Raw genomic sequence first — 12,835 nt, 5'->3', positions numbered from 1 at the left:
CACAGCCCGTACTGGTACCAGGACGCACCACACGTACTGGTACCAGGCGTCTCTCAGAGGCGCAGCCGCGTCATCTCGCGATTCTCGCCCAGACGACCTTGCCGGTGTCCGTCCACCGGACCCCCCACCGGGTGGTGAGCTTGTGGGCGATGTGCAGGCCGCGACCGCCGTCGTCGAGGAGGCCGCCCCGCCTCAGACGGGGGCTGCCGCTGCCGGTGTCGCCCACCTCGCACAGCAGCCCGTGGCCGGACCTGATCAGCCGTACCGTGACGGGGCCGGTGGCGAAGCGCACGGCGTTCGTGACCAGCTCGCTGACCAGCAGCACCACGTTGTCCCGGGTGTCGTCCTTTGTCCGCCACTGCCGCAGCAGCACGGAGACCTGCGCGCGGGCACGGGCGGGGGCGTCGTCGCGGGCGGGCAGCCGCCAGGTCGCGGTGTCCCCCTTACGGTAGCCGAGCATGCGTGCGAGCAGCAGGGTCACATCGTCGCGCTGGTGCGCGGGTGCCAGCGCGGAGACGACGTGCCGTGCGGCCTGCCGCAGGGTGTCCCAGGGGTGCACCGTGGACACGGCGTCCGCCAGCCTGCCGATGCCTTCGTCGATCGACACGGCCGGATCCTCCACCAGGCCGTCGGTGTAGAGGGCGAGCAGGGAGCCCGGAGGTGCAGAGAACGTGTGCACGTCGAACGGTTCCCGCAGCGCGAACTCGGCGCCCAGGCCGGGGTGGGGGCGGACCTCCAGCGGGCCCGCCTGCCCGTCCGGGGAGACCAGGACCGGGGGGAGATGGCCGGCGCTGGACAGCGTCACATGGTGGCTGACCGGGTCGTAGAGGGCGATGCAGCAGGTCGACCCGAGGGCGCTGTACCCGGCCGTCAGCCCGGCGTCGGCGTCGTCCAGCAGCGAGACGGTCTCGTCCAGGTGCTCCAGTACCTCGTCCGGCGCGAGCCCCGCGGACAGCAGCGCGCGGGCCTCCATGCTCAGCTGGCCCATGGTCGCCGCGGCTCCCAGACCGTGTCCGACGACGTCACCGACCACCAGCGCGGTGCGGCCGTCCGGCAGCGGGAAGCTGTTCACCCAGTCACCGCCGACGCCCGCGCTGTCGGGGGTGGCGGGCTGGTAGACGCTGGCTATCTCGATGGTGTCGCCGCCGGTCCGGGGCAGGAGCCGACGCTGCAGAGCCAGCACCTGCGTGTGCTCGCGCTGGTGCTGACGAGCCAGGTCGACGTGATGGGCGGTCCGGGCCACCAGTTCCTGCAGGTCGAGCAGCTCGTTGTCGCGGAAGGGGGAGTCCGCCCGCCGCCAGACCTCGGCCACGCCCAGCACGACGGGCGGCGCGCCGTCCAGGACGAGCGGGATGCACGCCACACCCGCCGACCGGTCACCGGGCACTAGGGCCCGCACGACTCGTGGACTGCCGAGCACCCGCTCGACCGCCTTCCGGTCGGGTATGACGATGGTCTGCGGGGCATCGTCCCGCAGTACCGCCTGCGCCAGCAGGCGACTCGCGTCGCCGGGAAGATCCTCGCCCGGGGTCACGTAGCCCTCGGGCCACGCCCGGTCCGGCACCAGGGCCGCCCGCCGCAGCCGGATGCGCCCCTTCTTCTGGCCGGTGACCCCCTCGCCCGTCCACACGGCGAAGTCGAGGTCGACGGCGGCCACGTCTCCCCAGGCCAACAGGGACTCCGCCAGCGACTGAGCGGTCTCGCCGATGTCCAGTGAGGTGCCGATCGCGGTCTCGGCGGCGTAGAGGTGCAGCCTCCTGGCCATCGCGATCAGGGAGACGGTCAGGCCCTCCTCGGGCGCCGCGGCGGGCAGGATGCTCATCGAGACGACCAGCTCCGACCCGTCGCCGCGCCGCAGGCGCTGGATCCGGGCCACGTGCGCCTCACCGGTCTCCAGGACCTGCCGCAACCGCCGTGTGACCGTCGGTACGTCCCCGGGGGGCAGGAGACCGACGAATGGCCTCCCGACCACGGCGTCGAGGCCGGCGAACACCGGGGCGTCCAGATTGCAGCGGGTGATGATCAGATCCCTGTCCAGGTTGACCGCGCCGAGAATCTGCTCCTGGCGGCCGGCTGCCGGGTCCTCCGGTCCGCTCCGGCGCCCGGTGCGGTCGCCCCGCGCATCGGCAGGACCGGCCTGCGCTGCCGCTCCGCCGCGCGGGATGTAGCGCCCCAAAGCCCTGCTGACCAGGTCGAACGCCGAAGAGGACGATGGGGAGGGTGTGGAGTCCATGCAGCTCTCTCAGCAATCCCCGGCGCAGCGCCGGGGCCGTACTCGGACCCGTGCGACGGGGTCCCCGAGATCCCTGACCGCACACCTCATTGAATAACAGCAGGGGTCGCTTCGCCCACACCGGCGAATCGCGGACCGAACGCGGACAGTGAGGGGGCGCCGCGGCCGGTGGGCCGAGCGACAGCGGCAGGCCGGCGGCCGGCTCGCATCCCACCGCGGCCGGCAGAGCTCGGCAGAGCTCGGTTGCTGCCGAGCGCCCCCGCTCCTTCGGCTGTCGGGTCCTGGGAGCGCGACGATCAACTTCGGGCCGTGGAGGTGGGCCTCGGCCCGGCACATGCGCGGGGCCGAGGACCGTGGGACCGGATGCGGGTCAGCTGATGCGCCGGGCCGCGATACCGAGGTGGGGTGGCCGCAGACGTGCGGCCGGGGCACACGCCCTGCTGACCGGGAAGCGCGTCACCCGGGCCGCGGCAGGGCCCCGCAAGGGCCGGCCGTCAGCCGCTCGCTCACTCACACCGCGCACGCCCCTCCACCGTCCTGAAGACTCCGAAAGCGCCCTGGCAGCCTGGTACTTGCGACGGCACCGCGCTGCGAGGGCTCCAATCCCCGCTGAAATTCCGCTCCTTCACCTGCCAGCGGGCGCGGTACCCCCGGCGCGCGAGAATGATCCGGCCCGCACGCAGTCGGCCGGACAGCTCCTGATGCGGCGATGTCCTGGCGCGGACCGGTGAGTGGGGGAAACCCATCTCCCGGACAGCCGCCGCGAGTCACGGCCCCCGCACGTCGGCGCGGGACCTGGTCGCCACAGGCTGCACGGGCAGGTGCCGGAGGAACGGCTGCGCTCCGCTGCCGCGTCGGACGGGCACCTGCCGGAACTCCCACGCTGGTGGACCGAAGGTGCGGGACGGGCAGGGCAGGGCAGACTCCTCCGGTCCGCCCCGGCACCGGATAGCGATCAGGGTGGCTGGATGGCACTCTGAGAGGTGGATCCAAGTTTCGGGGAGCCCCGCGCACCGATCGACATCACTGTTCGTGATCGCGGGAGGTGGACCTTCCATGAGAAACCGGGCCTCGATTACCGGAACCGCAGTGGGCCTCGCGGTGGCCGGAGCTCTGTCGACGACACTCGTACCGCTCACGGCGTCGCCGGCCTGGGCACAGGAGTGCGCAGCCGCCGCTCGCGCTCCGATGCACGGCCACAGCCGCCTCGTCAGACACCGCAACTTCCAGGTGAGGGAAGCGGTCGTGTGCCTCATCAACGCCCAGCGCACGCAACGGGGTCTTCCAGCCCTGACCTACAACCAGAACCTGACGACAGCGGCCCAGGAGCACGCCTCGGCGTCCGTGGCGCAGAAGTGGTGGGGACCCGGAAAGGACCCGCACACCAACCCGCAGACGGGCTCGACACCGCAGAGCCGTATCCAGGGAGCGGGCTACTGCCCGAACCCCGTGTCCTGGCGGTTCGCCGAGATCGCCTACACCGGTTGGGGCGGTGCGGGGACGCCGAACGCCGCCGTCAACTGGTGGATGAACTCTCCGCCCCACCGGGCGAACATCCTCGATCCCGGACTGCGTGAGATCGGGCGCTGGGCTCAGGCCGGTTCCGCCGACCCGGCCGGAACGGACGCGAGCGGAGCCGGAACGTACGTCGTCACCTTCGGAAGCTGCCAGCAGTGAGGCACCGGCTGCGAGCCGGAGCGGCACCGCACGGCCCCGGCGGGTCAACGACGCGATTCGGGCTGCGCGGTGAAGCGGGCGAACGCCTCGGTGGCACCGCGCGGCAGCTCGGCGACCGCCTCCCGTGGCAGCGTCGCGATCACGGCCCGCAGCCGCGCACCCGGCTCCGGCAGCAACTCCCAAGCGCCAGCAGGCGCGTTGACGGCGGCGAGCAGCAGATCGCCCTCGTGGAAACGGGCGTCGAGCAGCGGCTCCTCCACCAGCAGGCGCACGGCGAGTGGAAGGACGTGGGGCAGTGCCACCCGCTGTGAGAGGAGGACGCGCAGATCCGCCGGACCGAGTTCACCCAGGGGCACCCGCCGCAACTCGTGCACTGTGCGCACCAGGTGGGTGGCGTCAGCGGCAGGAGGCGCCCATCGGGGTGGGTCCAGCTCGTCGAGCGTGCGGTCGAGGTGCAGCAGATGGTCCATGGCGTTCATTCTCAGGGTGGCGTCCGTCCCGCACCGGGCCGGGGCGAACCACGTCGGCACGAAGCCTCCCCGGCCGACGGCGGGGAGGCTTCGCCGCTCGCTCACAGCGCGGTACCCGTCTCCTGTGCCAATGCCGGCAGCAGACGGTCCTGGAACGCCTCGTCGTGGACGGCGCGGTGCGGCTCCTGCCGTTGGCGGTGGTACCAGTACCCGCCGGTGGTGAGCGCCTCGGGGTCGTCGCCGGAGGCCAGCCACTCCTGCGTCCTATGGCCAAGTTCGAGGTCGTCCGGGGCGTTCGGCCCACCCATCTTCGTCGGCACCCAGCCGGGGTCCACGGCATTGCTGAGCACGCCGGGGCGGAGGCGGGCCACCGCGGCCGCGAGCGTCGTGACGAACAGCTTGCTGTCGGCGTACGACCCCGCGCTCCGCCCCCGCCAGTCGACACCGTCGAGCACGGGCCGCCCGCCGAAGTGCGAGCCGCTGCTGAGGTACACCAGGCGCCGCGGGCCGCGGAGCAGGGCCGTGAGCAGGTACGGAGCGATGATGTTGACCGGCATGACGGCCGGCCCGCTCCAGACGCCGGCGTTGTGGATGACGGCGTCGAGCGGCTCGGCGTCGTTCAGCTCCGCGGCGATGCGCCGTACGGCGTCGCGGTCCGTGAAGTCGCCGACCACGAGGTGCGCCCCGCGGCCGACCAGCGGGTCGAGGGCCACCGCGCGCTCCTCACTGCGGGCGTGCACCACGACCTCGTGTCCGGTGGACAACAGCGCGTCGGCCGCGGCACGTCCCAGGCCGTCCGCGGAGCCGGTCACCAGGATCCGACTCAAGGTCGCGCCCCCTCTCGTACGCGCGATGTCCGGGAAGACCCTCGCACAGCGATCCGGGAAGAACCTCGCATAGGAATACCTCCTTCTGTCTGGGCCGGTCCTGTGGGCTCGTCCGGGTGCTGGGTCCGGGTACGGATACGCTGCCGGGAAGGAGCCCGGTGGCTCCTCCCCCCGTGTTCAGGCCGCGAAGACCTGCTTCGCAGTCGTGATCGCCGTCATGGCCTTGGGCCAGCCGGCGTAGAAGGCGAGGTGGGTGATCGCCTCGATCAGCTCGGTCTCGGTGACGCCGTTCTCCTTCGCGCGTCCGAGGTGGAAGCGGAGTTGGTCGGCGTCACCACCGGCGACGAGCGCGGCGACGGTGATCAGGCTGCGGTCGCGGGCGGCCAGCTCGGGGCGGTTCCACACGTCCTCGAACAGGACGTCGTCGGTGAGCTCGGCGAGCTTCGGAGCGAAGTCACCGACGGTACGGCGTCCGCCGCCGATCTGCTCGGGTCGGTCGGCCATCGAAGATCCTTATCGGTCCGGCGCGGGGTCAGCGGCTGCGGGGGCGGTTGTACTGCTCGTCGGTGACGGGCTCGTTCCAGGTGGTTTCCTCACTGCCGTCGCCCTTGCCCTCCCACATCGCGATGTGTTCCATGAAGCGGTCGGCGGTGGCGCCGTGCCAGTGTTCCTCGTTCGGGGGGCAGGTGACGGTCTCGCCGGGGTGCGCCTCGAAGACGGTGCCGTCGCGGGTGCCGATCAGGGCGATGCCGGAGACGACGTGCAGGGTCTGGCCCAGTACGTGGGAGTGCCAGTGAGTACGGGCGCCCGGGGAGAAACGGACCATGTTGGCGCGCATCCGGGACGGCTCCTGGCCCGCGTAGAGCACATCGAACCAGACGTCGCCGGTGAACCAGTTCGCGGGCGCCTTGACCGTGCCCTGCTGCTTGACGAACTCCATGGTGTTCCCTCTCGGAGATACGGGTCTCGGGAATGGATCGGGCGGCGCCGGTGCGGGTGAGGCCCGGGCACGGCCGGCGGGCGGCGTCGACGCGGCGAGCGAAGTCGGCGCCCGGCCCGCGTCCGGCGTGGGCGGGCTCGTCGGCGAACCTCTCGGGTGCAGCCGCCGCCATCGAGGAAACCGCAGGCCGGTGAGGTGGAGAAGGGTCTGCTGTTCCAGGTACTGACAGGACCCCCCACACATGCGGCATCCGGCATAGCCTGACCATCGTGAGCCCCGAGAGCGACATCCGCGAGTTCCTGGCCTCCCGCCGCGCCAGGATCACCCCGCAGCAGGCGGGCCTGCCCGCGTACGGCGGCAACCGGCGCGTGCCGGGACTGCGCCGGGAGGAAGTCGCCCTGCTCGCCGGTGTCAGCGTCGACTACTACGTCCGCCTGGAACGCGGCCACCTCGCCGGCGCCTCGGAAGAAGTCCTCGGCGCCGTCGCGAACGCCCTCCAGCTCGACGAAGCCGAACGCGCCCACCTCCACGACCTGGCCCGCGCCGCCGCCAGACGTCCCGCCCGCCGTACCAGGCGCAGTGGCCCGCTGCCCGACAGCGTCCTGCGCGTCCTGGAGTCCATGACCGACTCCCCCGCCTTCCTGCGCAACGGCCGCCTGGACATCCTGGCCACCAATCGCCTCGGCCGCGCGCTGTACTTCCCCCTCTTCCCCGACAGCACCACCAAGTCCGTCAACATCGCCCGTTTCCAGTTCCTCCACCCACAAGGCCGGGACTTCTTCCCGGACTGGGAGGAGTCCGTGAACACCACCGTGTCCCTGTTGCGCACCGAGGCCGGACGCGCCCCGCACGACAGCGGCCTGACCGGGCTCGTCGGCGAACTCGTCACCCGCAGCGAGGAATTCCGCACAGCCTGGGCCAAGCACAACGTGCGCCTGCACCACACCGGCCGCAAGTCGTTCCGCCACCCGGCCGTCGGTGCTCTCACCCTGGACTTCGACGCCATGGAGCTACCGGCCCTGCCCGGACTGACCCTCACCGCCTACAGCGCCGCCCCCGGTACACCGGAGCACGAGGCCCTGCGCCTCCTCGCCTCCTGGGCCGCCACGCAGGAGACGGACGTCATGGTCCGGACGGACGGCACGGTCCGGACCGCTCCGGCGGACGGCTGGTAGCCGCCGCCGGCTGACGGCCCGTCCGGTCGACGCGGTCACCCCCGAGTGGGCTCCGGGCCGATCCAGCCGGCGGTTCCGACGCAGGCCTCGTTGCCTTCCGGGTCGGCCAGCACCCAGTGCGACGGAGCATGGGCATCGCTCACCAACCGGCCGCCGGCGGCAACGGCCGCCGCTATGCGGGCCTCGGCCTGGTCATAAGGCACCCAGACGTCGACGTGCACCCGGTTGCGCTGCGGACGGGGTGCGTCCATCTGCTGGAAGTAGAAGGGCGCGCCGCGGCGCTGCGGATCGATCAAGTCCTCAGGGCTGTTCGCCCGATGGACATAGCCGAGCAGCGCACGCCAGAACCTCGCCACCTCCGGCCCTGCGAGCGCGTCGACGGTGACCTGGACGGTCTGGACGACGGACGGGTCCGCCGGGATTCCGAGCCTGCGTGCCAAGGCCGAGATGCGCCGGGCGAGTGCGACGTCCCGCTCGCTCAGCCCGTAGAAGTCGTCGGCGAGCGTGATCAGGCGCACGGTCACGCCGTCGTATCGCACGTCGATGTCGGGGTGTCCGGCCTCGACGCCGGGCAGTTCGCCGATCGCCTGCACGAGCCTCGCACCGGCGGCCAACGACCCCGCGCGGAAGTACGCACAGGCTCCCTCGCCGAGGACACGCCAGTCGTCCAGGTCCGCGGTCTCATGGAACTGCTGCGGCCGCACCCGCTCGGTCCTGCCTTCGCCGTACGTCATGCGATCAACGTAGCGGGCAGCACTGACAACGCCCGCACGTGCCGAGGCCGGTGCGACAGGGCGGACAGGGCCCCGCGCTGACCCGGCGCGGGCAGGTTGCGGGCCGCCCGCACCCGCTTCGCGTAGCCGGAGGAGGTATGCCGCGGTCAGCGCGACGGCACGGTCCACGTCGTGCGACAGTTCCACGAGGGCAGATGTCGCCCTGGTTCCCGGGATGCCCGCCAGCGCCTGGGTCAGCCGCCCGCGTGCGGGCGCTTGCGTCCTGTCATGGGCGAGGCGGTCGACGAGCGTGGTCGCGATCCGGTCCGCCGTCGTGGTGTCGCCGGCCAGCACGCTCAGTGCGTCGGCTGCGTCGGTGTCGTTCCTTCCCTCCACGACCATGTCGATGAGCGTCGGTACCGCGTCCACCAGACCCCGTGTGCCGAGCGCCAGAGCCGCGTGTCCGCGCACCACGACGTCGGGGTTCGCCAGAGCGTCCCGCAGCTGCTCGGTGGCTTCGGCACCGGGCATCTCGGCGAGGCACTGAACGGCACGTTCCCGCACCGCCGCCACCGGTGAGCCGAGGCCCTCCGCCAGCAGTGCCGGACCTCCGTCGCCGGATCGTGCCAGCGCCCAGCGCAAGGCCCCGGCGACGTTGGGCTCCGTCTCGCTGAGTACCGCCTCGACCAGGGCCTCCACCGGTACCGGAACCTCGTCGGCCGAGGAGAGGGCCGCGCGCTGGCGCGCGTCGGCGCTCTTCGATCCCAGTGCCTGGAGCAGCGCGACGACCTGGAGGACGTCCTCCCAGCCGGCCGGGTCCGCGGCCCGGATCCGGCGGAGCCGCGTGAGCAGCTCCGTCTCGGCCGCGATGCGGTCGCGCGTCTGACGGACGAGGTCGTCGACGAGTGCGGAGGGTGTGAAACAGGGATCGTCGAGCGCGCGTCCGATCTCGCGCAGCGACAGTCCCAGCGACCGCAGGCTCTCGATGTGGAAGACCCTCCGCACGTCCTCGCGGGAGTACTCCCGGTATCCGGAGCCGGTACGGCCCGAAGGGCGCACCAGACCGAGCGACTCGTAGTGCCGGAGCATGCGGGCACTGACCCCCGACCGTCGCGCCACCTCACCGATCAACACGCCTTATCGCTCCTCCGGGTCGGGCCCGCCGAGGGCTACGACGCGCTTCGCCTCCTCGATCGCACATTCGAATCCGGTGTCCGGGTCCCGCAGCAGCCGTTGTGTGGCGAGCGCGTGAGCTCGTACGCGCGGGTCGGGGGCCGTCGCCGCGGAACGGAGAGCCGGCACGATCACTTCGCCCAGTGCGACCAGTGCCCGGCTGAGACTCAGCCGCGTCTCCCGCTCACCGCGCCCGAGTTGCGTCACCAACACCGTGGCCAACGCGGGCTCCTCGCCTTCCGGCACGAGCACGACCGCGGCGCGCCAGGCGCTTCGCGCCACCTCGTCGTCGGCGTCGGACAGGAGTGCCCGTGTGATCGCCGGCCATGCCTGACGGTCCCCGATCTTGGACAGTGTGTGCAGCGCCTGGCTCCGCGCCTGCGCCCGCTCCGAGCGGACCTCGCGGAGCAGTCCGGGAAGCGTCATCGACACCGGGTGACGGGTGAGCGCCCAGGTCAGCATGTCACGGACGAAGAACTCGGGCTCGATCGCGCATCGCTCGATGAGCTTGTCGACGAAGCGCGGGCCGGGTGTCGTGCCGGCCGCCATGGCAGCCCGCAGCCGCACGGACGGCCGGCTGTCCTCCAACCCCTGGAGCTCTCGTACCGCATGCGTGTCCTGTCTCGGGATCGTCATCGAGACCACCTCCTCGGCAAGCAGTGAAGACCTTGTCACTGTGTCAAGGTCAAACCGCGCACGCTGCGCCGGCACCGGTCACCCGCTGCGTCCCGACCGGGCGCTACGGCCGCGCCGATCTCAAGCGCCGGCCCATCCGGGCAGCGGCCCGAGCGGTGCCCGAGGCGGCCGCCGCCGCTGCCTCGGCGTCGGGTCCGGCATCGGCACGGGGCCGTGGACGACTGCCGTCGAGACCCTGGCCCGCCGGCCGCGGCCGTGCGGTCACGACGCGTTCGCGGCATCGGGTGCCGCAGCGGATCGCCCGTCGCGGGACCGGTGCGGCCGGAGCGGTACGCCAGTGGCCCGCGCCCCGCGTGTCTCCGATCCGGACACCGCTGGGGTGGCCGGCGACCGGGACGGCGGGGCTGTGCCCCTGGGCGGAGGAATGCCGACGGTGGCGGCGGAGCCGGCAGGAGCGCCGGGGCTGCGGACGCGCCCGCGCTCTGACCTGCGCACACTGGATGTATGCACGGGCTGACGGCCGGCGGGGCGGCTGAGCGTGAGGACCTGCTCGCGGCCGCCGCGGTGGAGGCCGTAGAGGGAACGAGTGCGTACGCGGCGAGTGTCTTCCTGCGCTCCCCCGACCGCCGGTCGATCGTGCTCGCCGCGACGTGCGGGGTGCCGCCGTCCCTGCTGGGTGGCTGGCGCCTCATCGCGGCGAGCAGTCCGATCCCGGTCGCTGTGGCGTACGCGTCCGGGCGCACGGTCCATCTTGCGAGCGCCGAGGAGACGATGCGGCGCTACCCGCAGCTGGCGGTGGCCCTGCCGTACGCCTTCGGCTCCTGCTCCGTACCGGTACGCACGGGCGACGGTGAGCTTTTCGGATCGTTGGCGATCGTGTGGCCGGCCGCACCGGGCAGCGAGGGGCTGTCCAAGGCCCAGCGTCGCCACCTTCGGAGCATCGCCGGCCGGCTCGGTGACGCTCTGGCCGAACTCCGCGCCCGTACCGGTGAGCCCGTCGAGTGGGAACCCCGGGCGGCTGCCGTCGAGACCCCGGCTCACTCGGCCGCGGCGGTACAGGTGGGCTTGTTCGACTGGGACCTCGGCACCGGCATCCTCACCGTGGACGAGACGTTCTGCGCGGTCTTCGGTCTCGATCCCGGTGCTTTCGACGGACGCCCCGAGACCCTTGCGGCGCGCCTGCACCCCGGTGATCGCGCCGCCTTCCGGGCCTGCGCGCGCGAGGCGGCGGGCGAGGGCCGGATCGGCGCACGGCGCCTGCGCGTGCGGGATCACGGCGGCGGCGGAAGGTACCGCACGGTGCAGCTGTGGGGGCGTGTACCGGAAGCGGACGACGCTCGCGCGGTCACGCACATGGTCGGCGCGGTCCTGGACACCCGGGCGGGCGGTGCGGCCGTGGCAGCAGTCGAACGGCTGCCGCACGGGCTGTTCTCCCTTGCCCCCGACGGGCGTGTCACCTACGCCAACCGCCGTGCCCTGCACCTGCTGGACATCTCCGCCGACGAGGTGGTCGGCGAGTGCCTGTGGGACGTACTGCCGTGGCTGTCCGATCCCAGCGTCGAGTACCGGCACCGCTCCGCGATGATCTCGCAGGCCCCGTCCTCCTTCCTGGTGAGCCGGCCGCCCGACCAGTGGCTCGCCTTCTCCCTCGATCCACAGCCGGACGGGGTGACCTGCCGGGTGACCCCCACCACCCGGCCCGCGTCGGGCGAGGCGGCCTGCGCTCCTCCCCCGACGTGCGCAGCACCCGCAGGGGCACCGGCACCGGCACGCCTGGGCGCGATGTACCACGTCCTGCAGCTCAGCTGCGCGTTGACCGAGGCAGTGACCACACGCCAGGTCTGCGAAGTCGTCTCCGACCAGCTGCTGCCGGCCTTCGGGGGCCAGCAGATGGCGATCTACGTGGTCCGCAACAGGGCGATGCGCCTCCTGCACCACACCGGCCACCACGAGACGTTCCTCGACTGGCTCCAGGGCGTTCCCCTGCACGCCCGCCTGCCGGGAACGGAGACACTCACCTCCGGTGCCCCCCTCTTCATCGAGTCCCAGAAGGATCTCGTCCGGGGCTATCCGGGCATCCCCACAGGGCAGGTGAGCTCCTGGGCGTACCTGCCCCTGACCGCCTCCGGCCGCCCGGTCGGCACCTGCGTCCTCGGCTTCGACGCACCCCACCACTTCACGGAAAAGGACCGGGGCGTCCTGACCGCACTCGCCGGGCTGATCGCCCAGGCCCTGGAACGAGCACGGCTGTACGACTCGGAGTTCGCCGTCGCGCACGGCTTGCAGCAGGCGCTCCTGCCGCACCACCTGCCCAGGGTGCCGGGCATCCGGACCGTCGCACGGTACCTGCCCGCTACGAGCGGCATGGACATCGGCGGCGACTGGTACGACGTCATCCCCACCGACAGCGGAGTCTGCCTGGTCATCGGTGACGTGGAGGGGCACAGCATCGCCGCCGCGGCCACCATGGCCCAGCTGCGAAGTGCGGTACGCGCGTTCGTGGCCGCCGGCCACGATCCGGGCGACGTCATGTCAGGCGTCAACCGCACCCTCATCGACCTCGACAGCGACCTGCTGGCCAGCTGCTGCTACGTCCACCTGGAAACCGACCGCGATCACGCCCGGGCAGTCACCGCCGGTCATCCCGCTCCCCTGCTCCGCCTTCCGGACGGCACCACGAACGCGCTGCACCTCGACGTCGGGACCTTGCTGGGCGTGGACCACGGCAGCACCTACCGACCCACCGGTATCGCTCTCCCGCCCGGATCCCTCCTCGCCCTCTACACCGACGGCCTCGTGGAGAAGCCCGGCACCGACATCGGCATGGGGATCGACCGCCTGCGTGTATCACTGGCCCACGCCCGCGCGGACTCACTGGACGAACTCGCCGACCGGCTCCTGCACCACGCCCGCGGCTCCTCCTACCGGGCCGACGACATCGCCCTGCTGCTCACCGAACACGGCTCCGCAACGGTGGCGACATGACGCGTG

At 72.2% G+C, this 12,835-nt stretch carries 9 protein-coding genes and 2 pseudogenes; 3 read left to right on the top strand and 8 right to left on the bottom strand.

The genetic code is table 11. The features are described 5' to 3' along the window. Positions 1–70: 70 nt before the first annotated feature. Positions 71–2,233 (bottom strand): SpoIIE family protein phosphatase, encoded by a 2,163-nt coding sequence (locus C3492_RS12825; RefSeq protein ID WP_103811880.1) that lies wholly within the window; start codon positions 2,231–2,233, stop codon positions 71–73. 1,245 nt (positions 2,234–3,478) lie between these two features. On the opposite strand from C3492_RS12825, the gene C3492_RS12820 reads away from it, so the two are divergent. Then, positions 3,479–3,910, top strand: coding sequence for a CAP domain-containing protein (locus tag C3492_RS12820; RefSeq protein ID WP_258055662.1), 432 nt, complete (start codon positions 3,479–3,481; stop codon positions 3,908–3,910). A gap of 44 nt (positions 3,911–3,954) precedes the next feature. On the opposite strand, the gene C3492_RS12815 is transcribed toward C3492_RS12820, so the two are convergent. From C3492_RS12815 to C3492_RS12800, 4 genes are all read right to left on the bottom strand, one after another. After that, positions 3,955–4,485 carry a contact-dependent growth inhibition system immunity protein gene (locus C3492_RS12815; protein WP_258055661.1) on the bottom strand — a complete coding sequence of 177 codons (531 nt, stop codon included), beginning with the start codon at positions 4,483–4,485 and terminating at the stop codon, positions 3,955–3,957. Beyond that, entirely contained in the window at positions 4,482–5,207 is a 726-nt protein-coding gene (locus C3492_RS12810) for an SDR family NAD(P)-dependent oxidoreductase (RefSeq protein WP_103811878.1), read from the bottom strand. Before C3492_RS12810 ends, C3492_RS12815 begins: the two co-directional genes overlap by 4 nt. Positions 5,208–5,384: 177 nt before the next feature. Further along, entirely contained in the window at positions 5,385–5,711 is a 327-nt protein-coding gene (locus tag C3492_RS12805; protein ID WP_103811877.1) for a carboxymuconolactone decarboxylase family protein, read from the bottom strand. A gap of 28 nt (positions 5,712–5,739) precedes the next feature. Further along, complete coding sequence (locus tag C3492_RS12800; protein WP_103811876.1) at positions 5,740–6,147, bottom strand: cupin domain-containing protein; 408 nt, start codon at positions 6,145–6,147, stop codon at positions 5,740–5,742. 269 nt (positions 6,148–6,416) lie between these two features. Here C3492_RS12800 and C3492_RS12795 point away from each other — a divergent pair, with 269 nt between their 5' ends. After that, positions 6,417–7,322 (top strand): helix-turn-helix domain-containing protein, encoded by a 906-nt coding sequence (locus C3492_RS12795; protein WP_103811875.1) that lies wholly within the window; start codon positions 6,417–6,419, stop codon positions 7,320–7,322. 35 nt (positions 7,323–7,357) lie between these two features. On the opposite strand, the pseudogene C3492_RS12790 reads toward C3492_RS12795, so the two are convergent. From C3492_RS12790 to C3492_RS12780, 3 genes and pseudogenes are all read right to left on the bottom strand, one after another. Further along, positions 7,358–8,002, bottom strand: a pseudogene (locus C3492_RS12790) (VOC family protein); the annotation flags it as partial. A 168-nt stretch (positions 8,003–8,170) separates the two neighbouring features. Beyond that, positions 8,171–9,169: pseudogene (locus tag C3492_RS12785) on the bottom strand (MerR family transcriptional regulator); the annotation flags it as partial. 3 nt (positions 9,170–9,172) lie between these two features. Continuing rightward, complete coding sequence (locus C3492_RS12780) at positions 9,173–9,844, bottom strand: HEAT repeat domain-containing protein (RefSeq protein WP_103811874.1); 672 nt, start codon at positions 9,842–9,844, stop codon at positions 9,173–9,175. 504 nt (positions 9,845–10,348) lie between these two features. Here C3492_RS12780 and C3492_RS12775 point away from each other — a divergent pair. Then, the gene (locus C3492_RS12775; protein WP_103811873.1) at positions 10,349–12,829 is read left to right on the top strand and encodes a SpoIIE family protein phosphatase; all 2,481 of its coding nucleotides are present in this window, start codon (positions 10,349–10,351) and stop codon (positions 12,827–12,829) included. The last annotated feature ends 6 nt before the right edge of the window (positions 12,830–12,835 follow it).

It is taken from the genome of Streptomyces sp. Ru62 (assembly GCF_002920615.1).
Classification (GTDB): domain Bacteria; phylum Actinomycetota; class Actinomycetes; order Streptomycetales; family Streptomycetaceae; genus Streptomyces.
This window is presented reverse-complemented; position numbering and strand designations above follow the sequence as displayed.

What these genes read in the sequence shown, in the direction of transcription:
- C3492_RS12825 (WP_103811880.1), bottom strand. Translation starts at nt 2,233, where the DNA reads ATGGACTCCACACCCTCCCCATCGTCCTCTTCGGCGTTCGACCTGGTC.
- C3492_RS12805 (WP_103811877.1), bottom strand. Translation starts at nt 5,711, where the DNA reads ATGGCCGACCGACCCGAGCAGATCGGCGGCGGACGCCGTACCGTCGGT.
- C3492_RS12800 (WP_103811876.1), bottom strand. Translation starts at nt 6,147, where the DNA reads ATGGAGTTCGTCAAGCAGCAGGGCACGGTCAAGGCGCCCGCGAACTGG.
- C3492_RS12780 (WP_103811874.1), bottom strand. Translation starts at nt 9,844, where the DNA reads ATGACGATCCCGAGACAGGACACGCATGCGGTACGAGAGCTCCAGGGG.
- C3492_RS12775 (WP_103811873.1), top strand. Translation starts at nt 10,349, where the DNA reads ATGCACGGGCTGACGGCCGGCGGGGCGGCTGAGCGTGAGGACCTGCTC.